This window comes from Erwinia sp. MYb416 (assembly GCF_037479575.1).
Classification (GTDB): domain Bacteria; phylum Pseudomonadota; class Gammaproteobacteria; order Enterobacterales; family Enterobacteriaceae; genus Erwinia; species Erwinia rhapontici.
In genome coordinates this window covers 274,523-296,972 of record NZ_JBBGYT010000441.1, presented here as the reverse complement: position 1 = coordinate 296,972, position 22,450 = coordinate 274,523, and the positions used below count along the sequence as shown (strand labels likewise).

The window sequence follows — 22,450 nt, the reverse complement described above, 5'->3', positions numbered from 1 at the left end:
TGATCTGTGGGTTCCCCCACAGTCCCTGCGAATGCCTGTAAAACAGGCTGATGGAAGAGACAATGTCAGAAAATATCCGACGTGCGACCACGCACGCCACCCGCAGCAGCAGCGCGCTGATCCCGCTGCTGCGTCGCCTGCATTTCTATATCGGGCTGTTTATCGCCCCCTTTATCTTTGTCGCGGCCCTGACCGGCACGCTGTATGTGCTGACGCCTCAGCTGGAAAATGTGCTGTATCAGTCACAGCTGTTTACCTCATCAACCGGACCGGACCAGCCGATCTCAGCCCAGATCGCCACCGCCAGTGCCCTGATGGGGCCGAAGGCGAAAATCGCCGCCGTGCGCCCGGCACCCCATCCCGGTGAAACCACGCGCGTGATGTTTGCCAGTGCCGATCTCGGCCCATCGGAAACCCGGGCGGTGTTTGTTGATCCAAAGACGCTGGAAATCCGTGGCGAAATGACGGTTTACGGCACCAGCGGCGTTCTGCCCTTCCGCACCTGGCTGGATTATCTGCACCGCAATCTGCTGCTGGGTGACGTGGGTCGCAATTACAGCGAACTGGCGGCGAGCTGGCTGTGGATTGCCGCACTGGGGGGTGCCCTGCTCTGGGCCACCAGCCGCACGCCGCGCCGTAAACCCTTGCGATCTCCCCCAACGCGCGCCCAGCGTCTGGCGGGGCAACGCCACTGGCACACGACGCTGGGTCTGGCATTGCTGCTCGGGCTGGTGTTCTTCTCCGCCACCGGGCTGACCTGGTCACGCTGGGCCGGGGATAATATCTCCCTGATGCGCAATCATTTTGGCTGGATGACGCCCTCGGTGAATACCGTGCTGCATTCTGAATCCGCGATGATGATGGATATGCCAATGGATGAGCATGCGGAGCATAAGGGTCATATGATGATGACGCAGGATGCCGCTCCGGCTACGGTCAATCCGGCGCAGTTCGATGGCGTGCTGAGCGCAGCGCGTGCGGCGGGGATTGATGCGGCTAAACTGGAGATCCGTCCGTCATACCGGGCTGATAAAGCCTGGACGGTGAATGAGATTGACCGCAGTTGGCCAACGCAGGTCGACAGCGTGGCGGTAGACCCGCAGAGCAACGCGGTGATTGATAAGGTGGAGTTCGCCAACTTTGGCCTGCTGGCCAAACTGACGCGCTGGGGCGTGGATGCCCATATGGGCGTGTTGTTCGGGGTGGCGAATCAGCTGGTCCTGGCACTGTTTGGGGCCGGGCTGTGCGTGATGATTGTGATTGGCTATCGTATGTGGTGGCTGCGCCGCCCGCAGGGTGGGCAGGTTTCCCCACTGGATACGCTACTGGGCTGCTGGCAACCGTTGTCGATTAGCGCACGTTTTCTGCTGCTGGTGATCACGTTGATTACGGCGGTCTGTTTGCCGGTGATGGGCGTGAGTTTGCTGGTGTTACTGGGCGTGGATGTGTGGCGCTGGCGGCGTGCAGTGCACGCCTGATCATCAATACGGGGTGACCGGAAAAAAGGGTCGCCCCCTGAGGGATCCCCACTCATTTTTTGTGGCTGACAGTTTGGCTTCAGGTCTGAGGCCAGTTTAAGCACGCCGGATCGGCAAAATCCACGGGCAAGCTTTACGCTAACGGCTTCGCCAGATAATGCTCCAGCATCGCCAGCAACAACTGGTTATCCACCGTCTGCAACACATGCACCTGGCCACCCTGCGGCTCACCGATGCCCACATCCACACGCAACGGCTGACGGAAACGCCATGACTTACCGCGCGTCATCCCCTCGCGCAGCTCCACGTCGACAAAATAATCCGCCGCCGTGCTCACTCGCTGGTTCAGCAACCAGGCCACTACCAGCGCATCGTGGATCCAGCAGCCCGGCAGATGACGGGTCTGAATCGAGTAATCAATCCACGGGCGCAGCGTCTCGGTGACAAAACGCGCCAGCGGTGTATCAATCTGTGCAATGCGATTCAGATCCTGATGCGTCATCAGCGTTTGACTGGTCACATCCATCGGCACCAGCGTGATATTCGCGCCGCTGGTCAGCACCTTATGTGCGGCCTCAGGATCAATGCCAAAGTTGGTGTCTTTAATAAAATCATCCAGCGCAAACACACCGCCCATAATGGCGATCTCCTGCACCGCATCGGCCATCTCCGGATAGCGTTCTAACGCCAGCGCCACATTGGTCAGCGGACCAATCGCCACCAGGGTGATTTTCCCCGGATTCGCGCAAATCAGCTGGCCCATCGCATCCGCGGCTTCCAGAGCCGGGGCGGTAAAAGACTGCGGCTGACGCACGCCGCGCCACAGATGCGCCAGCTGGTTGCTGTGCACCCGCTGATCTAACGCTTCGCGCCACGGTTGCGTCGGCTCGCATAAGGCCGCATCGGCCCCTTTCACCACCGCTACCGACTGCCCGATACGCTCCATCAGATCTTTCACCACGCTGTATCCCACCTGGCTTGGGGTATTTCCCGCCACGGTGGTGATCAGCTCCAGCGAAATTTCCGGTGCAGCCAGCGCCAGTGCAATCGCCAACCCGTCATCGACGTTGGCCCCCGTAATACCATTCCCCGGATCACAATCAATAATTAATCGTTTCATATCGTTATCTTATTATCGGCCAGCTTGCAGCCACAGGACTCGCCAAGTTCAAGATGATGAGAGAACTCACTCAGCATGCTCTCCCCTTTCCACGCCGCCAGCATGTTGATAGCGGTCTTTGCCATCTCGCGCACGGGTTGACGAACAGTCGTCAGCGATGGCACATGATAGGCAGATTGATCGGTGCCGTTAAAACAGACCAGCGCCAGCTGATCCGGCACGCGGATACGGTGTTCAGACAAAGCACGAATACAGCCAATCGCCTGTGCTTCGTTCGATGCAAACAGAGCACGCGGGCGCGTCTCGCTCTGCATCATGCGCTGTGCGGCCTGATAGCCACCCACGCGGGTATAGGGGGTATGGAATATCCACTCCGGGCGTTCTTCCACGCCATGATCCGCCAACGCATCGCGCCAGCCTTGCAGACGATCCTGCGTATTCAGCATCTCCGGCGGGCCGCAAATAATGCCGACATGCTGATAGCCGTGGCTTAGCAGATGGGCCGTCACCTGACGCGACGCCTCGCGTTCATCCACGCGGATCACATTCACCTGCAAGCTGGGATCAACCCGGTCGAGCATCACAAACGGAGTGCCGCTGGATTGCAGAAGATCAATATAGGGATGGCGGTCAACGCTGATGTAAAACAGGCCATTCACCTGCTGGCCCAGCAGATTGTTGATCAGCTGCAACTCGCGTTTTCGGCTGTCACCGGCATCGCCCAGCAGCATCACCATATCGTTCGCCAGCGCCTGCTGTTGCAGCTCATGGGCCAGCGAAGCAATAAACGCATTGCCAATATTCGGCACTACCAGTCCATAGGTTCTCGTGGTGCCTGAAGCCAGCGCACGCGCCACACTGTTCGGGCGGTAACCGGTGCTTTTAATCGCCGCCAGCACGCGTTCACGTGTCGCGGGCGCAACCGGTCGCGGTCCGTTATTCACAACGTAACTCACTACGGCAACGGAAGTTCCGGCGACTTTTGCCACATCTGCACGGGTAGCACGATGATGAATCTGTTTTGCCACAGGCAGTCTTCCTCACAAATAAACAGCGTCGGGGCGGATAACAATCCGGCCCGTGAGTCCCTTAGATAATGCAATTAAGGGAAAAAGAGCGGGGAAAACCCACACTCTTTTCCGCTTTCATCCGTGATTAAATCGCATCTTCCGGTGCGTTAAGGTCGCGACCGCGTGTTTCCGGTGCCACAAACGTGGTCAGGAAACCGATACCTGCCATCACCGCAAAATAAGTGGCAATCGGCCACCAGTGACCCGTCCAGGCCAGCAGTGCCGACGCCACCAGCGGTGCCGTACCGCCTGAAAGAATCGACCCCAGCTCTTTAGCAGTGGCCATTTTGGTATAACGATGATGAACGCCAAACATCTCCACGCCCCAGGCCGCCTGTACGCCGAAGATCCCCAGCGATGCCAATCCCATCCCGACGACGATCGTACTGATGACAATGGCCGGTTCACGCGAGTCCAGCAGCATAAAGGCCGGGAACGCGTAGAGGATCAGCAGCAGGCAGAAGCAGCGATAGGTAATACGGCGACCAAAGCGGTCCGACAACCAGCCCGCCAGCGGTATAATCAGGAAGCCCAGCAGCGAAGCAATAAACACCGCCGTGGTCGCCACCGATTTATCCACTGCCAGCACTTTCACCACATAACCGATAATAAAGCCCTGCGCCAGATAGGATGGACCGTTCTCACCGATACGCAGACCAACCATGGTCAGGAAGGCACGGCTACGGCGCCAGAATCCACGGGTATCTTCTACGACGGGCACGGCGGCCAGCACCTGCTCACGTTCGGCTTCCAGCTCTGCTTTTTTGCGTTCAAATACCGGGGTTTCACGTAAGTGACGACGGATCCATAACGCCACCAGCGCAATCAGCGAACTGCACAGGAACGGAATACGCCAGCCCCACTCTTGCAGTGATTGTTGGTCCATCTGCACCACCGCCAGCCAGACCAGCGATGCCAGCAGCGTGCCGCTGTTAGAACCGAGCGCAATAATGGAGGAGACCAGACCGCGACGCTGCGCGGGTGCGTATTCACCCAGCATTACCGTACCGCCGGACAGCTCTGCACCCGCACCAAAGCCCTGACTAAAGCGTAGCAGCACCAGACACGCCGGTGCCCAAAGGCCAATAGAGGCATAGCTGGGGATAAGACCAATCAGTGTGGTGGAGGCACCCATCAGGATGATGGTGGAAACCATGACGACTTTTCGACCTTTACGATCGCCGAGCCAGCCAAAGAACAGTGCGCCAATCGGGCGGGCAATAAAGCCAACCGACCAGGTCGCGAAGGTAGAGAGGAGTGCCATTTCTGGCGTTGCTTCGGGGAAGAAGACATCACCGAAGATAATCCCGGCGGCCAGCCCATATAAAGCGAAGTCGGCATATTCCATTGCTGTGCCAAGCCAGCACGAGAATGTTGCCCGCCAAAAATCCTTACGCCCTTCCGGGGTGGCTAAACGTTCATCTGCCGCCGAGTTGGCCGACATTGCAGTATCCTGTGCAACGCTTTGAGGTGTAGACATGAAAAATTCCCTGATGTGAGGAGTTTTATTCGGCGCCATCCCTGGCACGCACTCCTCCGTCGGAGGAAAATTCGCCAGTGAACAGGCCGTGTTATAAAGCCATGACGAAAGGTCGTTTACCCTAAATAATTCGAGCTGCAGGAAGGCGGCAAAGGAGCGAACCCCGATGAGCTTACTGAAGTAAGTGATTCGGGTGAACGACTGCAGCCAACGCACATGCAACTTGAAGTATGACGGGTAAAAAGGTTCCCTGGTGTTGGAACGCTATATTCGCTTTGCGCCGACGGTCTAAAATTGACCAATCGTATAAGTAACGCGAAACAAATTTGACCTTCACGTAGCTGCTAACCATCAAGCACCGTGAATTTTCACTACGCAGCTATTGTATCTACGCGTGTAGATAAATCAAGGTAACGAAACGGAAATCGTTAGATTTTCTTGACATTCAACACAACTGATTGCTTAGAAAATCAATAAAATCAATGAAATAAATCGTCCAAAAAACATGCGATTTTTTTTCACTATTGAAACCGTGCGCAAACTTAAGGCAAATGAAGCTGAACACGCTTTCAACACTGACGTTTTAGCCCCCGAGTATTGCGAAGAGATGACAATCTGCACATTAGCTTCAGGTTTGTGTTTGTCGGGGGGGATGGTTAAGCTGAAAAACACACTTAGAGCCTGGCCCAGTAGGCGTACATTAATGGCAAATAAAATAGCCTAATGGGATAGGCTCTTATCAGGCGAGAAATAATGACGATTACATTAATGCGCCACGGCAAGCCCGATCACTCTCTGCCAGGCCGCCGCTCCTCACTGGCGATGGCGGAATGGTGCGAGGCCTACGATCTGGCCGAGATCTGTGACCTGCCGCCAGAACGCAGCCTGAGGCTGGCCGCAGAGGCGGATTGGATTGTCACCAGCACATTACCGCGTGCCATTTCGTCGCTGGCAAAACTCGGCAGGCAGGCCAACCGGGTCGATGCAGTCTATCGTGAAGTGGCACTGCCCGTTATGCCGCTGGCCTTCCCGGCTTTATCGCCGCTGCTGTGGCTGCCGCTGCTGCGGGTGATGTGGCTGCTGGGCTACGCCGGACAGGTAGAGTCTTACGCTGAGGCAAAACAGCGTGCGGTGCTCGCCGCCGATCGCCTGATCGCCCTGTCTGCCGAAGGCAATGTACTGCTGGTGGGTCACGGCATTATGAATAAGCTGATTGCACGCCGCTTACGTCATCTTGGCTGGCTGGGAGAGAAACACGCCAGCAGCCGCTACTGGAGCAGCGCCATTTATCATCCACCGGTGATTTAGCGCTAAAGGCGCATGAGAGCAGGTCTGGAGAGATAATGGTTATGATTCAACCAGTTCGCGATATCGTATTTTTGCCTGGAAATGCATCATACACATGTTAAGCGCTGGATCGTGCCGCAGAGTTACATTATAATCCTGCGCCTCAGGCCCCATAGCTCAGTTGGTTAGAGCACGCGACTCATAATCGCTTGGTCGCTGGTTCAAGTCCAGCTGGGGCCACCAAATTTATCAAGGACTTAGACAGGAAACTGGCTGAGTCCTTTTTGTTTTCTGGCGTTACAGGTGAGGTAGTGGGTGATGTCATCCACATGCTGCATCACCTGCTATCAGCACACAGAACATAGGAGCCTGTTTGACAGACTCGACAAGAAAGTGAGTGAGCGGCGTGACAAAGAAGCCGGCTTCGTCAGCCTTAAACAAATTTGCTTGTAGTATGAGATCTGTCAGGCCATCAGCGTCATGGCAAGATCTTGCCGCGCTTATCAACGTTAATTAGAAACGGGCAATACTTATCTTCGTTATGCAACGGGTGGGCATCTGTGGTCTGTGCTTCGCTGTTGTGTGCCCTGATTTTCATCATTAGTGGGGCGAAGCCTGGCGTGAAGAAAGTTTTGACTATATACCCCAATCTACTCTGACAGATTGTTACAACATAACACGTCCTGCGCATTCAGGATGTCTTCTCGCTTTTCATTGAGTCGGGTAGCCGCGTAGACATCGATATTCAGCTTTGACGATTCGTGATCGGACAGCTCCCGGTAGCATAGACCCTCCTGATTGAACGTGCACTTTGACTGCGGCATCAAGGCAAACCCCTTGCCCCGGGCGATGTGGGTGAGCATAACCAGTGAGTCATCTGGCTCTTTGATCCGCTTAAGCGGAAACCTGAGCCGATCGAAGTAGCTTTCGCACTTATCGTAGAAGGTGGGATTGGCGCTTCTTGCAAACCAGAAGAGCGGTAAATCACAGATGTCTTCCAGCGAGACTTTTTCTTTCAGGCTTGCAGGATGCATAGCCGGCATTGCCATTAACAGCGGCTCGCGGTAGACCCAACGGTACTGGACGATGTCTTCATGACCGGTGCCTTTCTCGCCGGTCAGCACAAGATCAAGCGTGTTTTTTGACAGACATTGAAGCAGCTGCGCCGATGTCAGATTGGGAGTTTCAACATCATCGCCGGCATCCAGTTTATTGAGCTGTTTGTTGATAGGCTCTATCAGCTCAAAATTCAGCGTACGGGTGAGACCGATACGCAGATTCTTCTTTGAGGAAGGTGAAGCCGTTTTCATTTCGCTGAGCTGCTGAAGGAGCTTCTCTGCCCTGATAACCAGTTCGCGACCAGCCTCTGTCAGACTGACCTCGTGCGTGCTGCGGCTAAACAGCTGTATCTCCAGCACAGCTTCCAGGCACTTTATCTGACGGGTCAGAGGAGGTTGGGTCATCCTGAGACGTTCTGCGGCTCTGCGGAAGTTCAGCTCATGTGCGACAGCGAGAAAGCACTGAAGCTGCTTAACGCTGGGGAGGTTGCTACTGATTAAATGTTCTGCAATTGCCATAGATTCCATCCTTCAAATAGAAAAATTATTCTATCTTATTTATACGTAAAGATATAACACGGAATTTCATTTCAGAAAAAGGCTCTTTTACAGTAATACAAAATTTATATTACACATTTAACAATTCCACCTGCGTCACAGATTGATAAATTACACTCGAAATCTAATCCCATATCCTTTCGGAGATAATAATGTCATCTAACTATGTGCTGGTGTCTCGATTCCCATTAAAAAATACTGTTTCTGCTGATACTTTCTCGTCATTAAAAAACACTGAGAGCACGCGCTATTATTTTTGTGAAGAACAGGGTGTAAATGAATTACTGGAACTTCGTTCGTTTAACGACATTAAAGAAGTATCATGGGTGGAAGAAGAGATGGAATCTATGTTCCATCAGTTTGCTGACGTTCTTTCCGCGGATATTCGCAGAGAACTTCTGAAGTTTGTCGAGTCACCTATCGACAGCAAGAGAGATCTCCCTGAGACAAAATATATTCAGCTGCGCCATGTTGAAGTTCCTGCACACAATTATGAGCAGTATCGCCAGTGGCGCGACGAAACGATCTTCAACGTTGTAAGAGATAATAAAGACAAGATCGAAAGCTTTGAAGCTTTTCACTCGCTCATCAGTGGCGTGCCAGGTGTGATGTTCATTTCTGCGTTCAATGGCGATAAAGAAACATATAAAGAAGCCTTTACCAATGCACGCTACCAGGAAATCATTCAGCAGGCAGGTGATAACTATATTACCGGAGGAAATGAAGGCCTCTATACCCGTATCTATCGCGCTTGTTGTTGCTGAGGAATGATTCATGAATTGTAAGAAACTGGTTGTTGTCGGCGATAAATTCAATGAATTCGCAAATGGAAAAGATGTCCTGACTATTTCTCAGCTGGAGCTGTTAACGCAAATCCCTGCAAATATCATCGATAAAGAACATGAAATTATTATCGGGCAGGGTGTGCGTAAGGATTTTGCCGGGAAAGTGCTTTCAAATCAGGCGAGAAATACCATTCACGGCAATAAACTAAAAATGTGTTCTCTTGAAAAGCTTGTTAACGATAAAAAGAATGAACACTGCCATAAACGGCTGGAACAGAATGTCCTGATAGGTCCTGCAGAACAGACTGAGCACAACAGTAATCTTTTTGCTATGCCGCTGTTGATCGATGAGCGCTGTGAGCTGATGGCCGATCATCAGACCGGTCAGCATATTCAGGGAATGCTTTTGGTAGAGGCAAGCCGTCAGGCGTTTATCGCCATTACTGAAGAATTTATCTACAAGCAGGAAACGGGGCGTTACTACGTCATTAACAGCATGGCGATAAACTTTTCGAGTTTTCTGTTTCCTTTACCTGCGCTGGTTCATTTTGAGTACCTTGAGAAGGACGTTAATGACCGCCGTGGCCGTTTCAAAGCCCAGGTGCGCGTAACGCAGCATCAGATGCTTTGCGCCAGCATGGACGTCTCATTCACCGTATACCCTTCAGGGCTGATTTCTGAGAAAGAGAAATCCCTGGCTGAGGCGGCTATGCAGGCAGCGATAGTAGAACATCAGGGTGCGACCTTTGAGGTAGCGCATGCCTGAAATAAGCAGTCAGAAATACCGTCTGACTGCTACCACGCAGGGGCCGCTTTATCCCCCTGCGGAGGTAATGGATCAGGATGGTAACTTTGTCGTGGTCGGTATGGTGCCAGGAGACAACGGCCTGGCATGGCGCAGCATGATTGTGGCGGCAGACAGCCCGCTTCCGGGCTTTGGAGAAACGGCACCCTACAAAATATTGCGTGATATCGATGACATGTCACAGGCAGAACTGAAGGACGTGATCCTGCATACCCTTCCGCTGCCGGTACCGCTGAATAATTACGGGATGCTGTTCGCGCCAGAGCAGCGGCCACAGGCTAATACCGAAAGCCGTCCTAGCCTGCCTTTGCATGAAGGCTACATCGCAGATTACCGCAGCAGTGACGGTAAACGTCAGATCCCGCCTGTCACGCTGGCAGACTGGTTACGCGCTGAAGGCAGTCTTGAGGTGTTTCTGTCAGGAGACAGCCGGCGCGCGCTGTTCAGGTTCTCATTTCGCAACCTGGTTCCCGACAGTGTTTATACCGTAATGAGCCTGCGTGAGCAGGATCTGGCAACTGAAAATCCAAGCCGGCCGGGACCGCTGGGTATCCCTAACGTATTTATTACCGACCACGATGGCAATGCGGATTACTGGGCGGAGTTACCCGATCCGTTCCCGGCACATGAACGCAATGATAATCGGGTAATTAACGTGGTTGTCCTTTATATGAGTTCCCGCCAGAGCTACGGGGGCGCAATTGGGCTGTATGGGCTGGGTGGTGATATCCATGCACATCTGAAACTGAAAAGCCGCTCATTCGATGAATTAATTACCGTAAAGTGAGTTAAAAATGCCATTTGTACATATCACGACCTGGCCTGCTAAAGACGAAGGCGACATGCTCAGGCTGCATGAGGACATTACCTATGCCGTGCATAAAAACACCGGAGCACCGCTGGATAAAATCTCTGTAGTGATTTCTGAAATACAGCCCTCACGCTGGTCTGATGCAGGTATTCCCGGGGATCATAAAGATTTCCCGGTAAAAAGCCGAAGAAAGAGTTACGAGGAATAAGCTTTGCAGAAATCAGCCGCATTTTTTGATGTCGACGAGACCCTTATAACAATTAAAAGCATGTTTGATTTTTACGCATTCTGGTGTCGTGAAAATAATGAAATGAACACGCTTGAATGCTATATGACGCAGTTTAAGGAAAACGTTAAAAAAGGAACGAGTCGCGAGTATCTGAACAGAGAGTATTACCGACAGTTCTCTGGGGTCAGTTATAAAAAACTGGAAGAGGTGGGTGAAAAATGGTTCCGATCACAGTGTGTCAAAACTCTCTTTATTAACAGTGCCGTCGCAGCCCTTAAGCAGCATCAGGCGGAAAACAGACTGACTATCTTTGTTTCAGGATCGATGCGTCCTGTACTTGCACCGGTTGCCCGATATCTGGGTGTCACGGAGATTCTCTGTGCCCCACTGGAACTCACTGAGGCAGGAACACTGACAGGTGAAATAGGCACGCCGCAGACCATTGGCAGTGGCAAACGGGAGGCGCTTATTGCGTTCTGTCGCGGAAAAGAAATCAGTCCTGCGGATTGCTATGCCTATGGAGACGATCTCTCCGATATTCCCATGCTTGAATCCGTCGGCCATCCGATTTGCGTAGGAAAGAAGTCATCGCTTGCCAGTCATGCGATTCACCAACACTGGCCCGTTATTTAAATCATTCCAGAGGTAAAAAATTATGAACGTAGAAAGCACTCCGCAGGATATGACCTTAAGGTCGTGGCTTGCTCTTTTTATTCTGGCTCTCTCAACGTTTACGATCGTCACCACAGAGCTGGCACCTGTTGGCCTGCTGACGCCAATCGCAAACGGCCTGCATGCGTCTGAATCAGCCGTGGGTATGACGGTCTCACTGTATGCATGGGTAGGTGCACTGAGCGCACTTTTTGCATCAGTGTTTCTGGGCAATGTGGCCAAGAAGCGGCTGCTGCTTACGCTCACCGTGATCCTTTTCCTGTCTAACGTACTGGCCGCGACGGTGAGCACTTACACGGTACTACTGGCTGCACGTGTGCTGGGAGCGCTGGCACACGGTGCATTCTGGGCAATGATTGGGGCAACAGCCGTCTCCATTGTGCCGACAAGATATATTGGTGCCGCTACCTCAATCGTATTTGGTGGCGTATCTGCAGCCAGTGTGTTTGGCGTGCCGGTTTCAAACTATATCGGCATTCACTTCGGCTGGCGGCAGGCGTTCTGGCTGATGGCGATACTCAGCGTGGTGGCATTTGCCGGTATCAGCGTGCTGATCCCACAGATCACCAGCAAAAGCGCAATTGGCTTTGAGGCGCTCAAAAGCGTACTGAAATCATCTGCACTGTGGAAAATCTATTCTGCTACGCTGCTCGCTGTCACCGCGCACTTTGCAGCCTTTACGTACATTGAACCCTGGCTGCACACGCAGCATTCACTGGCCACATCTGTTATTCCGGCTGTGCTGTTTGTATACGGTATTGCGGGACTTGCCGGCAATTTCCTGACCGGCATGATGATTGATAAATATCTTAAGGCGACAGTATCCATTTCAGTACTGCTCATTTGTGCGGTACTGGTATTCCTGGGAACTTCCGGTTCAGCGCTTTCAGGCACTGCTGTCTTCACCGCTATGGTTATCTGGGGCGTGGCAGTATCCGGAATCTTTGTGGGCTTCCAGACGTGGGTCCTGCGCCTGGCTGAAGATAAAACCTTTCCTGCCTCTGCGGTTTACGTTTCATTTTTCAACACTGCTATCGGTATCGGTGCCTCTGCCGGTGCGTGGATGGTATCCGCATTTTCAGTTCCGATGCTCTACGTCGTAGCCGGCGTGGCCATCGGGCTCTCTGTACTGCTGGTGGCGGCTATCCCGACGCGCGTGGCGTCTGCACAAAACGTTCTGGAGAAATCTTATGAGTGAAGCTAGCGATCTGACCCGTTATGGCAAAGACATCATGGACCGCCTTGAACCCGGTCTTGCCGATAAAGTCACCGGACGACTGGCTGAACTTGATCCTTCATTACCGGCCCTGATCACCGACTACGCATTTGGTGCAGTGGTGGGACGCCCCGGACTGGACCTCAAGACCCGTGAAATGCTGACAGTGGCATCACTTGTCACGCTGGGTAATGCGATGCCGCAGCTGGAGCTGCATATGAGAGCGGCGCTCAATACCGGCGTCACGCCCGAGGAGTTGCTTGAAATCGTGATTCAGATGGCGGTTTATGCAGGCGTCCCGGCTTGTATGAATGGCCTGACTGCCTATCGTGCCGCAATGGCGGCAACCGGGCATACATTACCCGGTCTGAAAGGAAAAAGTGCATGAATGAAGTAGTGATTGTTTCTGCAAGACGCACGGCAACCGGTGCATTTATGGGTGTACTGTCCGGGCACTCCGCCGTCGCGCTGGGAAGTCATGTTATACGCGCGCTTCTTGAAGAGTCCGGCGTCAAAGCCAGTGAGATTTCACAGGTCATTATGGGACAGGTTCTGACCGCCGGGGGGGGGGCCCACAACCCCGCACGCCAGTCCGCACTGAAAGCCGGGCTGCCTGTCGAAACACAGTGTATGACCATCAACAAAGTCTGCGGTTCGGGCCTGAAATCGGTTCATCTGGGTATGCAGGCACTGCTCACCGGAGAGGCAACGTTTGTGATTGCTGGTGGTCAGGAAAGCATGTCCAGTGCACCGCATATCCTGACATCGTCGCGTACCGGGACACGTCTCGGAAACAGCGAGATGAAAGACAGTCTGGTATCTGATGGGCTGTGGGATGCTTTTGATGATACCCACATGGGCGTTACTGCTGAAAACGTGGCGGATGAGTTTGGTATCACTCGTGAAATGCAGGACGAATTCGCGCTTTTATCCCACATGAAGGCAATCAGGGCGCAGGAGCAGCACCTCTTTGAACGCGAAATTGTTCCTGTAGAGTGGCAGAACAGAAAGGGTGAAACGCAGAGGGTTGATACTGATGAAGGTCCGCGTCAGACCAGCATTGAAAAGCTCTATAAGCTCAAACCTGTATTCAGAAAGGGGGGCACAGTAACTGCTGGTAATGCCTCCTCACTTAACGACGGTGCCGCCGCTGTTCTTCTGTGCACCCGGCGTACGGCTGAGGCACAGGGATTGCCGGTTCTGGCTTCTCTGGGAGAGTTCACCAACTCAGGTATCAAGCCGGCACTAATGGGTGCCGCTCCGATACAGGCAATCACAGACTGCCTTACCCGTTCAGGCTGGAAGCCAGAAGACATTGAACATCTCGAATCAAATGAGGCGTTTGCGGCGCAGGCTCTCGCAGTTATCGCTCAGACAGGCATTTCACAAGAGCGCATCAACCCTTACGGTGGTGCTATCGCGCTTGGTCATGCTATTGGATCGTCGGGGTGCCGTATACTGGTCACGCTTGTACACGGCCTGATACGAACCAACAGCCAACGCGGTATGGCTGCACTGTGTGTTGGCGGTGGCGAAGGTGTCGCGCTGAGCGTTTACCGGCAGAAAAGCTAACAGTCAGCCGTCATATCCAGAAATTAAAAACCGGGCAATGCCCTAATGCTGGTCACTTAAGGTGATCAGCCGTTTTTCTCGCCGAATATTTCTGTGCATTTACTCTTCGTTTCCGAGGGTAACTTCGCTCTCTTCTCCCCCGGTAATACCCGCCATTTTCTTTCTCATACAACGTTGTTAGCTCGCCACTCCTGCCGCGCCAGTTCTGGCAACTTGCTGCGTAACGTCCAGCGACTGTCCAACATTCCCTGTTTCACTTCCCGATAACCCCGTTCGATTTCCCATCTGTGTCGATATAAGTCACTGATATTATTGCCCGGATAGCGATTCTGGTCTGTACGCACGACTTGATATTGTGTGTGTGTTTTCAGCGGCTGAAGGCAGCGCTGTTTTCCGGCGTGTCTGCCGTGCGCCAGACAACACCATCCATGGATTCAAGAGGAAGTTTGCGGAGCGTGACAGTGTCAGTCAACGTTAACGCTTTCTGAATGAATTCAGCAGGAATGAGGTCTGAGAGGCTACGGGCGTACTCTGGGAAGGTGGCATTGATAATGCCGAGGGCTTATGAAAGTTCCATTTAAAAAGGGTCCATGATGAACATGAACCCTTTCTATACCAGCCACCGGATCGGCATTAGGGCATTGCCCGGTTTTTTTATGAGCTCAGTACTCAGGCGTTAACGCCTTTCATGCCCTCCTCAGAGTAGCGGCCGCCTTTGATCTCAACGCGCTGATGAATGTTGTTCAGCAGGGTGATATCGGTTGCTTCCAGAACAATATTGGCCGCCTGCGCATTCTCGGTCAGGTAACTGATGTGCTTGGTTCCTGGGATAGGCACCAGCTTGTCATACTGTGCAAGCAACCAGGCCAGCGCAATCTGACCCGTAGTGCAGCCATATTTTTTCGCGAGCGGGCCCATAACGTCAAGCAGCTGAGCATTGTGATCAAGACTCGACTGGATGAACCGCTCATTGTTTTTGCGGAAGTCACCTTCTGCAAAATCACTATTATTACGATACTTACCGGTCAGGAAACCTCTGCCCAGAGGAGAGTAGGGAACCAGACCAATGCCCAACGCTTTCACAGCCGGCAGAATTTCCTGTTCAATATCACGCGTCCACAGTGAATATTCGGTCTGCAGGGCTGCCAGCGGGTGTACGGCATGCGCCCGGTGCAGGGTAGCCGCAGAGACTTCACAAAGACCGATGTGGTTAATCTTGCCTTCTTTAACAAGGCGGCTCAGGCATTCCATGCTCTCTTCGATGGGCGTCGCCTGACTGACCCGGTGCAGATAAAAAAGATCAATACGTTCAACGCCCAGTCTTTTGAGAGATTCATTACAGCAGCGGGTGATGTAGTCAGGCTGGTTGTTGATGGTGCGGGCGTAGGATTCATCAGGCGAGCGATCGATGCCACACTTGGTGGCGATTTTGAACTGCTCACGAGTCGTCTTGTCCAGACCGGCAAGAAAATGGCCGATCAGACGTTCATTGTGGCCACGGCCATACAGGTTTGCGGTGTCAATAAAGGTGATATCGAGGTCAACGAGTTTATGTAAGAGCTTCAGGGAGGCCTGATCGTCAGTCTGACCATAAAATTCGCTCAGCCCCATGGCACCATAGCCAACAGAACTGACAGAGAGGTTTTGAGATAGATTTCGGGTATGCATAAGTTCTCCTTTTTAAGCTATCTGATTGTTTCATCTCTATTCGAATTGATGAATTGTCATTTTCGTTATGCAAAAAAAGTATCGGACTGAGTGTTTAGATAGTTGGCATGGCTTCAATATATATATTACCGGTATGACGCTGTCCGAGAACGATACGTGGGGCGTTGACGTACTCAGCCCACTCCCCCAACGGGGAGGTGACGAGTGACATATTAATTGATAGGATACCCATTCATTTATCTATTCACTTATCTATTCACTCAGTGATTCAACATTATGCCTGATCGCTTCGACACGATACGCCAGTTGCTCAGTCAGGGGCCAATGCAAGCACGGCAACTGATTGAAAAAATGAAAATTAGCCAGCCAACACTGTCCCGTGCATTGAGGCAGCTTGGTGACGATCTTGTTCGATTCGGGGCGGGTCCCTCTATTCAATATGCCCTGCGCGATACCTGGCGCAGATTCAGGTCTGCACCTGTTTACCGCATCACCGATGAAGGGCGCGTTCAGCCTCTTGGCGAGCTGATTCCGGTTCGCCCTGACGGGTTTGTCATGGTGCAAACCGACAATGTGAGCCTCCATAGCGACGGGCTGCCGTGGTGGCTGTTTGACATGCGACCGCAAGGATATCTCGGGCGAGCCTGGGCATCGACGCACGCGGTCGGGCTGGGCCTGGCGGCGAACCCAGAGCAATGGTCAGACGCGGATGTGGTCAGGGCGTTGCTCGCACAGGGTCATGATGCGATCGGCAACCTGCTGATAGGGGAGCAGGCACGGGAGCGTTTCCTGGAGATGCCAGAACCCCACCCCGTTGATCGCGACACAACCTACCCCGAGCTGGCCGTGGCGGCGGCTGCGGGTGAGGCGCCAGGATCATCTGCGGGTGGTGAACAGCCGAAATTCTGCACCTATACAGAACGTGGCCATGTGTTAGTGAAATTCTCGGCCCCGGATGACAACCCGGTTAGCGAACGCTGGCGCGACCTCCTGCTGGCCGAACACCTGGCGCTAAAGGTGCTGGGTGTTAAAACAGAGGTATTTGATTTTGCTGGACAGCGCTTCCTCGAGATCCCCCGATTCGATCGCATTGGCCAAATGGGCCGTGTCGGCGTCTTCTCGCTGCGGGCACTGGATGCAGAGTTTGTCGGTAATGCCAGGGCTTCATGGCCAGCGCTGGTCAATAGCCTGATTACGGAAGGCCATGTCCATGCTGATGCCGCCGTTGACACCGCACGGCTTTGGGCATTCGGGGTCCTGATTGGCAATACCGATATGCACCACGGAAACCTGTCGTTCATCAGTCACCATGGTCGCCCATATCACCTCGCACCAGCCTATGACGTTCTGCCTATGGGGTTCGCACCCAAAGCGAGTGGCGCAATCGTGAACGAGCTTCGACCCGCGTCACTATCGGAAGTGATTAGTGGGGATGTCTGGCGGGAAGCACTGGGTCTGGCGGAGAACTTCTTTGCTATAGCCAGCAGCTGCGATCGCTTTTCCGCCAGTTTCACCCCCTGCCTTGAGGCCTTACGCCGCCACCTTGACGAGGCCAGATCGCGTATCGCCCGCCTGGGATAAGAGGCGGGTTCAACGTTATTGGGCGGTTCATTTTTCCGATCAACCTACTCCACCCGCACCACCACCTTCCCTTTCGCTCGCCCGGTCTCAACATAGGCCAGCGCCTCTTTGATCTCGGCGAAGGGAAATACCCGGTCCACCACTGGCTTAATCACCCCGGCCTCCACCAGTGCGCTAATCTCACTGAGTTGCGCCCCGCTGGCGCGCATAAAGACAAACGAATAGCGGATGCCGCGCCGTTTAGCCTGCTTCCGGATGCGGAAACTCAGCAGGCGCATCACCTGCTTCAGCCCCCAGGAGAGCCCCTGTTCCGTGGCAAATGCCGGGGTTGGCGGGCCGGAGATGGAAATCAGCTGGCCGCCAGGTTTCAGCACCTGCAGCGATTTTGCCAGCACATCACCGCCCAGGCTGTTCAGCACCACATCGTAGTCATGAAGAAGGGTGGCAAAATCCTGCGTTTTATAGTCGATAACCACATCAGCCCCCAGCGCTTTCACCCATGCCACATTGGCTGTGCTGGTGGTGGTGGCAACGAAAGCGCCAAGATGTTTGGCAAGCTGGATGGCAATGGTGCCCACGCCGCCGGAACCGGCATGAATCAACACCTTCTGCCCTTTTTTCAGTTTTGCGGTCTCCACCAGCACCTGCCAGGCCGTCAGGCTGACCAGCGGGAGGGAGGCCGCTTCTTCCATGCTGAGATTGCCAGGTATTAACGCCAGATCGTGCTCGTTAACCGCAATATACTGCGCAAAGGTACCAATTCGCTGCTGGGCAGGCCGCGCATAAACCGGGTCGCCAGAACGAAATCGGGTCACCTCAGGCCCGACACTCACCACCACGCCCGCCACGTCGTTACCCAAAATCAATGGCAGTTTATACGGCAGGATCAGCCTGAACTCGCCTTTGCGAATTTTGGCATCCAGCAGATTCACACTGGTTGCCTGCACCCGGATCAGCACGTCATCCGCCCGCAATTCGGGTTCAGGTCTATCAGCGATGCGCCCGCCGTTTTTGCTGCCGTAACCCTCAATAATAAAGGCTTTCATCACTGTTCAGACCTCGATGTCGAATGGGGCAACCGTGATCAGAACGACGGAGATCGTGTTCATCGTTTGCTCTCTTTTGTGGGTTTTATAGATGATGGTTATCATCATTGTGTTTTTAGATGATGTATGACATATATAATAAATGTCAAACAACATTTAAAACCCACGAGGGCAATAGCATGAACTACACCACGTTTGGTCGTAACAGCGGTTTACGCGTTTCTGCACTGGCACTGGGCACCGGAAACTTCGGCACTGGCTGGGGTTACGGTTCAGAAAGAGAAGAAGCAAAACAGGTCTTTGACCGCTACGTCGAAGCCGGTGGAAACTTTATTGATACCGCAGACGCTTACCAGTTTGGGCAGTCTGAGGAGATAGTCGGGGAGTTTATCGCCGCAGAGCGCGACCGCTTCGTTGTCGCCACAAAATACAGCTTAAGCGCCTCACCAGAGCCGGGCATCTCGCGTACCGGCAACAGTCGTAAAAATATGATCCAGTCGGTCGAAAACAGCCTTAAGCGACTGAAAACAGATCGTATTGATCTGCTGTGGGCACATTTTGACGACCAGCTCACCCCACTCGAGGAGATCGTGCGTGCGTTCGACGATCTGGTGCGCGCAGGTAAGATCCAGTACGCCGGATTGTCCAATTTCCCCGCCTGGCGCATTGCCCGGGCAGACACAATCGCTGAACTGCGCGGCTGGTCGCGCATTGCCGGCATTCAGGTGGAATACAGCCTGGTGCAGCGCACCGCCGAGCGAGAGCTGCTGCCAATGGCTGAAGCACTTGGGCTGGCAGCGACACTCTGGTCACCCCTTGGCGGCGGTCTGCTCACAGGAAAATACCGTCAAAGTAACGAAGGACGCCTCACCGGATTCGGCGGGCGGCTGGTGCATACCGAACAGGACACCACGCTGCTGGATACCGTTTTTGCCGTCGCCGGGGAGCTGAATGTCCTGCCACTTCAAGTGGCCATCGCGTGGCTGCAAGACAAAGCCGCGCGTTCCAGTACCAGCCTGATCCCCATCCTCGGTTCCCGTAATCTGGCGCAGTTAAACGACACATTACAGGCGCTGGAAGTGAGGTTAGATAACGCTCAGATTGCCCGACTGGATGCCGTCAGCGCCATTTCAGCAGGCACGCCACACGATCAGATTGCCAGCACCCTGCCGAGAGCACAAGGCGACGGTGAGTTTGTCAAAGCCTGGCCGCGGGCCTGAGTGAGTTATTGATGAAGGGCATCATCTATTGATGGTGCGAGACACATCCCCTAAGATGATGCCCTCAAACAACAGGAGCAGACGATGGCCCGTGTATCTAAACAGCAGATGGAGCGTAACCGCGAGGAGATTATCAAGGTCTCTTCGCAGCTCTTCCGTGAGCGGGGATTAAACGGCGTCAGCGTCAATGATTTGATGGCCGCCGCCGGGTTAACGCACGGCGGTTTTTACGGGCACTTTGAGTCAAAAGATGAGCTGGCCGCCATCGCCAGCCGCAAGGCCTTTGACGACTCTGCGGCGCGCTGGCAGGCGATCAATCAGCAGCCGAATCATCACACGTTGCGCACACTGGCCGAACATTATCTTTCTCCCGCTCATCGGGATGGCGTACAGGATGGCTGTGCCATTACGGCGTTAGCCAGCGATATCGCCAGGGAAAGCGCGGATAAACCGGTACGTGAAGTGTATCTCGACGGCGTGAAAGGCATGCTGGGAATGCTGGAGTCGGTTGCGGATATCGATGATGAAGCACAGCGTCGTCAGCATGCTCTGGTGCAGTTTTCCCTGCTTATCGGCGCACTGACGCTGGCACGTGCCACCTCCGGGGATAACCTGTCAGATGAATTCCTGACGGCCGCAAAAGCAGCGCTGCTGGCAGAGAAGAAATAGCCTCCGATGATGCAGAAAGAAATACCCGCGCTCAATTGTCTGCCCCCCCCATAAAAAAACCACCCGGCGCCATCTCTCGCGCCGGGTGGTTCGTTACCGCTTATCCGCTGAATCAGAACAGATCGACGCGCACATCCATGCCTACGGTGCGGCCTTCATTGACCTGCGCATAAGCCTCAGTACCGCTGACAAAGCCATAAGTGCGGTAGCGGCGATCAAACAGGTTATTGATATAACCCGCGATATTCACCCGTTCGGTCGCCTGCCAGCCCAGACGCAGGTCGGTGGTGCTGTAAGCGCCCTGGCGCAGGGTGTTGTCACCGTCAAAGTAGTGCTGCCCAACCAGATTAATCGCCAGACGCGGCATCAGCGCACCAAACGGTGTATCGATCATCCCGTTGATGCTGGTTCCGGCACCAAAACGTGGCACCAGCGGCACATCGTTATGCTGATACAGCTCGCTGTCGCCGGTGAACTGCGAACGCACATAGTTGCCGTTCACATCCCAGCGCCAGCCCGGCGCGAACTGCCAGGCGGAACTCAGTTCAATCCCGGTGGCATCGGCGCTGCCTGCGTTACTCAGCACCTGCGCGCCCTGCGGCCCGGAGTAGAGCTGCATCTCTTTGGTATGGGTATAGAACAGCGCACCTTGCAGGGTTACATCGCCGTGCTGGTAGTTCGAGCCGACTTCATAGTTAATCGATTTCTCTGCGCTATACGCATCGGCCGAGGTGCCTGCAGTTTTAGTAATACTGAATCCGGCCGGTTTATAGCCCTGCGCCACACGCGTGTAAACGCGTAAATCCGGGGTCAGCTGATAACCCGCTGAAACCTGGCCCAGCACCTGATCATCGCGAGTGGTGTTGTTATCGCCGTAGATAAAGCCGCCCGCGTCGCCGTTGTAACGGGTTTTCGCTTTGTCGTGGGAAACACGTACGCCCGCCCCGAGATCGGCACGATCGGTAACATGCCAGGTGAGATCGCTGTAGGCCGCCAGGGTCTCCGCTGCGGTGTACGAATCCAGCGACATCACCGGAGCGCCGCCAAACTGATACTCGGAATGCAGTTTCTCACGGGTGTTTTGACGATACAGCCCAAACACCATATCCACCGCACGGCCGCCGCCATAGGTTGCCGCACGCAGCTCCTGCACATCCTGATTCCAGCGCTCAGGTAACAGCACGTTATAGGCAGAGTAAGGGAACTCACGCGAGTAGTTCTGCTGCTGCCAGGCGCTGGTCAGGTTAAATTTCCAGTCGTCGGTGGTGTACAGCCCGGTCAGCGCCTGGCTATGAGTACAACGGCGCAGCAACGGATCGGACGATCCTGGCGAGACGCTTAACGTGCGCCCTTTCACCGCGTCATAAGGCAGATAGGTATCCTGCGTGGCGCGCGTACACTCTTCGGTCACGCTGACGCCCATCTCCCACGGCTGGTCGTCCGGTGCCAGGCGCAGCCGGACATTACCGACGTTGGCGCGGCTGCCGCCGAGGTGGTCCGTGCCGGTTTCCGGGTTGGTGATGGAGCCGGAATCGACCTGACGCAGCAGCGTGACGCTGCCGTAAAGCAGGCCATCTTCAATCGGCCCGCTCAGATTGATTTTGCTGCGATAGCCGTCACGACTGGAGATGCCGCCTTCAATGTAGCCACGCGGCGTGCTGTCCGGTTGATGGGTGACAATATTGATAATGCCACCCTGGGCGCTTTTCCCGTACAGCGTACCCTGCGGGCCGTGCAGCATCTCAACGCTGTCGACATCGGTCAGCGCCTGCATGGCGTAGGTAGAAAGCTGCGGTACGCCGTCAATGTAAAAGCTCACCGCCGGATTATAGAAATCCTGTGCCGAAGAGACGCCGCGCAGCGAAACCGACTGGAAAATCAGGCTGCCGCTGTTCTGCATGGTTAAGCCCGGCAATACACGCGACAGCTTATCGGTGCTGGTCACCCCGGCATCGTTCAGCTCGGGCGCGGTCACCACCGTTGCGGAGACGTTGCGTGATGAGGCAGCCGTAGCAGACTGTTTACTGGCGGTGATCGTCAGCGTGTCTTCGGTGGTGGCGGCGTGCAGGAAAGGCGAAAGAAAAAGGCCGGTAAGGGCCAACGGAGAGAGGCGCTTTATCAACAT

At 54.1% G+C, this 22,450-nt stretch carries 20 protein-coding genes, 1 tRNA gene and 1 pseudogene; 14 read left to right on the top strand and 8 right to left on the bottom strand.

Annotated features, from left to right (window positions below):
- Positions 1-50 precede the first annotated feature (50 nt).
- Positions 51-1,478 carry a PepSY-associated TM helix domain-containing protein gene (locus WH277_RS24845; RefSeq protein ID WP_133842426.1) on the top strand — a complete coding sequence of 476 codons (1,428 nt, stop codon included), beginning with the start codon at positions 51-53 and terminating at the stop codon, positions 1,476-1,478.
- A 133-nt stretch (positions 1,479-1,611) separates the two neighbouring features.
- Here the strand turns inward: WH277_RS24845 and WH277_RS24840 are convergent, their stop codons facing one another.
- The 3 genes from WH277_RS24840 to WH277_RS24830 form a co-directional block, all read right to left on the bottom strand.
- Positions 1,612-2,598, bottom strand: coding sequence for a nucleoside hydrolase (locus tag WH277_RS24840; RefSeq protein ID WP_133842427.1), 987 nt, complete (start codon positions 2,596-2,598; stop codon positions 1,612-1,614).
- Positions 2,595-3,626 carry a LacI family DNA-binding transcriptional regulator gene (locus WH277_RS24835; RefSeq protein ID WP_133842428.1) on the bottom strand — a complete coding sequence of 344 codons (1,032 nt, stop codon included), beginning with the start codon at positions 3,624-3,626 and terminating at the stop codon, positions 2,595-2,597. Before WH277_RS24835 ends, WH277_RS24840 begins: the two co-directional genes overlap by 4 nt.
- A 127-nt stretch (positions 3,627-3,753) precedes the next feature.
- Entirely contained in the window at positions 3,754-5,148 is a 1,395-nt protein-coding gene (locus WH277_RS24830) for an MFS transporter (RefSeq protein ID WP_339507294.1), read from the bottom strand.
- 753 nt (positions 5,149-5,901) lie between these two features.
- On the opposite strand from WH277_RS24830, the gene WH277_RS24825 reads away from it, so the two are divergent.
- Together WH277_RS24825 and WH277_RS24820 are read left to right on the top strand one after the other, a co-directional pair.
- Complete coding sequence (locus WH277_RS24825; RefSeq protein WP_133842430.1) at positions 5,902-6,456, top strand: histidine phosphatase family protein; 555 nt, start codon at positions 5,902-5,904, stop codon at positions 6,454-6,456.
- Positions 6,457-6,601: 145 nt separating this feature from the next.
- A tRNA-Ile gene (locus WH277_RS24820) sits at positions 6,602-6,678 on the top strand.
- Between the two features lie 407 nt (positions 6,679-7,085).
- On the opposite strand, the gene WH277_RS24815 is transcribed toward WH277_RS24820, so the two are convergent.
- Positions 7,086-8,012, bottom strand: a complete 927-nt coding sequence (locus WH277_RS24815) for a LysR family transcriptional regulator (RefSeq protein ID WP_133842431.1) — start codon at positions 8,010-8,012, stop codon at positions 7,086-7,088.
- Between the two features lie 191 nt (positions 8,013-8,203).
- On the opposite strand from WH277_RS24815, the gene WH277_RS24810 reads away from it, so the two are divergent.
- The 8 genes from WH277_RS24810 to WH277_RS24775 are packed head-to-tail and all read left to right on the top strand — an operon-like array spanning position 8,204 to position 14,141.
- The gene (locus WH277_RS24810) at positions 8,204-8,815 is read left to right on the top strand and encodes a hypothetical protein (RefSeq protein ID WP_133842432.1); all 612 of its coding nucleotides are present in this window, start codon (positions 8,204-8,206) and stop codon (positions 8,813-8,815) included.
- A 10-nt stretch (positions 8,816-8,825) separates the two neighbouring features.
- On the top strand, positions 8,826-9,602 hold the full coding sequence (locus WH277_RS24805) for an AfsA-related hotdog domain-containing protein (protein ID WP_133842433.1): 777 nt from the start codon (positions 8,826-8,828) through the stop codon (positions 9,600-9,602).
- Positions 9,595-10,428: a hypothetical protein gene (locus WH277_RS24800; RefSeq protein ID WP_159336846.1), complete on the top strand. Its 834-nt coding sequence runs from the start codon at positions 9,595-9,597 to the stop codon at positions 10,426-10,428. The genes WH277_RS24805 and WH277_RS24800 overlap by 8 nt, the downstream gene beginning before the upstream one ends.
- 7 nt (positions 10,429-10,435) lie before the next feature.
- Positions 10,436-10,660: a tautomerase family protein gene (locus WH277_RS24795; RefSeq protein WP_133842435.1), complete on the top strand. Its 225-nt coding sequence runs from the start codon at positions 10,436-10,438 to the stop codon at positions 10,658-10,660.
- 3 nt (positions 10,661-10,663) lie between these two features.
- Positions 10,664-11,314 (top strand): HAD family hydrolase, encoded by a 651-nt coding sequence (locus WH277_RS24790; RefSeq protein WP_167863332.1) that lies wholly within the window; start codon positions 10,664-10,666, stop codon positions 11,312-11,314.
- 22 nt (positions 11,315-11,336) lie between these two features.
- On the top strand, positions 11,337-12,551 hold the full coding sequence (locus WH277_RS24785) for an MFS transporter (protein WP_133842437.1): 1,215 nt from the start codon (positions 11,337-11,339) through the stop codon (positions 12,549-12,551).
- The gene (locus WH277_RS24780; protein WP_133842438.1) at positions 12,544-12,957 is read left to right on the top strand and encodes a carboxymuconolactone decarboxylase family protein; all 414 of its coding nucleotides are present in this window, start codon (positions 12,544-12,546) and stop codon (positions 12,955-12,957) included. Before WH277_RS24785 ends, WH277_RS24780 begins: the two co-directional genes overlap by 8 nt.
- A complete protein-coding gene (locus WH277_RS24775; RefSeq protein ID WP_339507293.1) occupies positions 12,954-14,141 on the top strand; it encodes an acetyl-CoA C-acetyltransferase in 1,188 nt (395 codons plus the stop codon). Before WH277_RS24780 ends, WH277_RS24775 begins: the two co-directional genes overlap by 4 nt.
- A gap of 188 nt (positions 14,142-14,329) precedes the next feature.
- Here the strand turns inward: WH277_RS24775 and WH277_RS24770 are convergent.
- Both WH277_RS24770 and WH277_RS24765 read right to left on the bottom strand, forming a co-directional pair.
- Positions 14,330-14,479 (bottom strand): annotated as a pseudogene (locus WH277_RS24770) (transposase); the annotation flags it as partial.
- Between the two features lie 331 nt (positions 14,480-14,810).
- On the bottom strand, positions 14,811-15,809 hold the full coding sequence (locus tag WH277_RS24765) for an aldo/keto reductase (RefSeq protein ID WP_133842440.1): 999 nt from the start codon (positions 15,807-15,809) through the stop codon (positions 14,811-14,813).
- Between the two features lie 276 nt (positions 15,810-16,085).
- On the opposite strand from WH277_RS24765, the gene yjjJ reads away from it, so the two are divergent.
- A complete protein-coding gene (gene yjjJ, locus WH277_RS24760; RefSeq protein WP_133842441.1) occupies positions 16,086-17,390 on the top strand; it encodes a type II toxin-antitoxin system HipA family toxin YjjJ in 1,305 nt (434 codons plus the stop codon).
- Positions 17,391-17,434: 44 nt separating this feature from the next.
- Here yjjJ and WH277_RS24755 read toward each other — a convergent pair whose 3' ends face one another.
- Complete coding sequence (locus WH277_RS24755; RefSeq protein WP_133842442.1) at positions 17,435-18,436, bottom strand: NADP-dependent oxidoreductase; 1,002 nt, start codon at positions 18,434-18,436, stop codon at positions 17,435-17,437.
- Between the two features lie 179 nt (positions 18,437-18,615).
- Between WH277_RS24755 and WH277_RS24750 the strand changes: the two genes are divergently transcribed.
- The gene (locus WH277_RS24750; RefSeq protein ID WP_339507292.1) at positions 18,616-19,656 is read left to right on the top strand and encodes an aldo/keto reductase; all 1,041 of its coding nucleotides are present in this window, start codon (positions 18,616-18,618) and stop codon (positions 19,654-19,656) included.
- Positions 19,657-19,740: 84 nt separating this feature from the next.
- Positions 19,741-20,325, top strand: a complete 585-nt coding sequence (locus WH277_RS24745; RefSeq protein ID WP_339507291.1) for a TetR/AcrR family transcriptional regulator — start codon at positions 19,741-19,743, stop codon at positions 20,323-20,325.
- A gap of 112 nt (positions 20,326-20,437) precedes the next feature.
- Here the strand turns inward: WH277_RS24745 and WH277_RS24740 are convergent, their stop codons facing one another.
- Positions 20,438-22,450, bottom strand: coding sequence for a TonB-dependent siderophore receptor (locus tag WH277_RS24740; protein WP_339507290.1), 2,013 nt, complete (start codon positions 22,448-22,450; stop codon positions 20,438-20,440).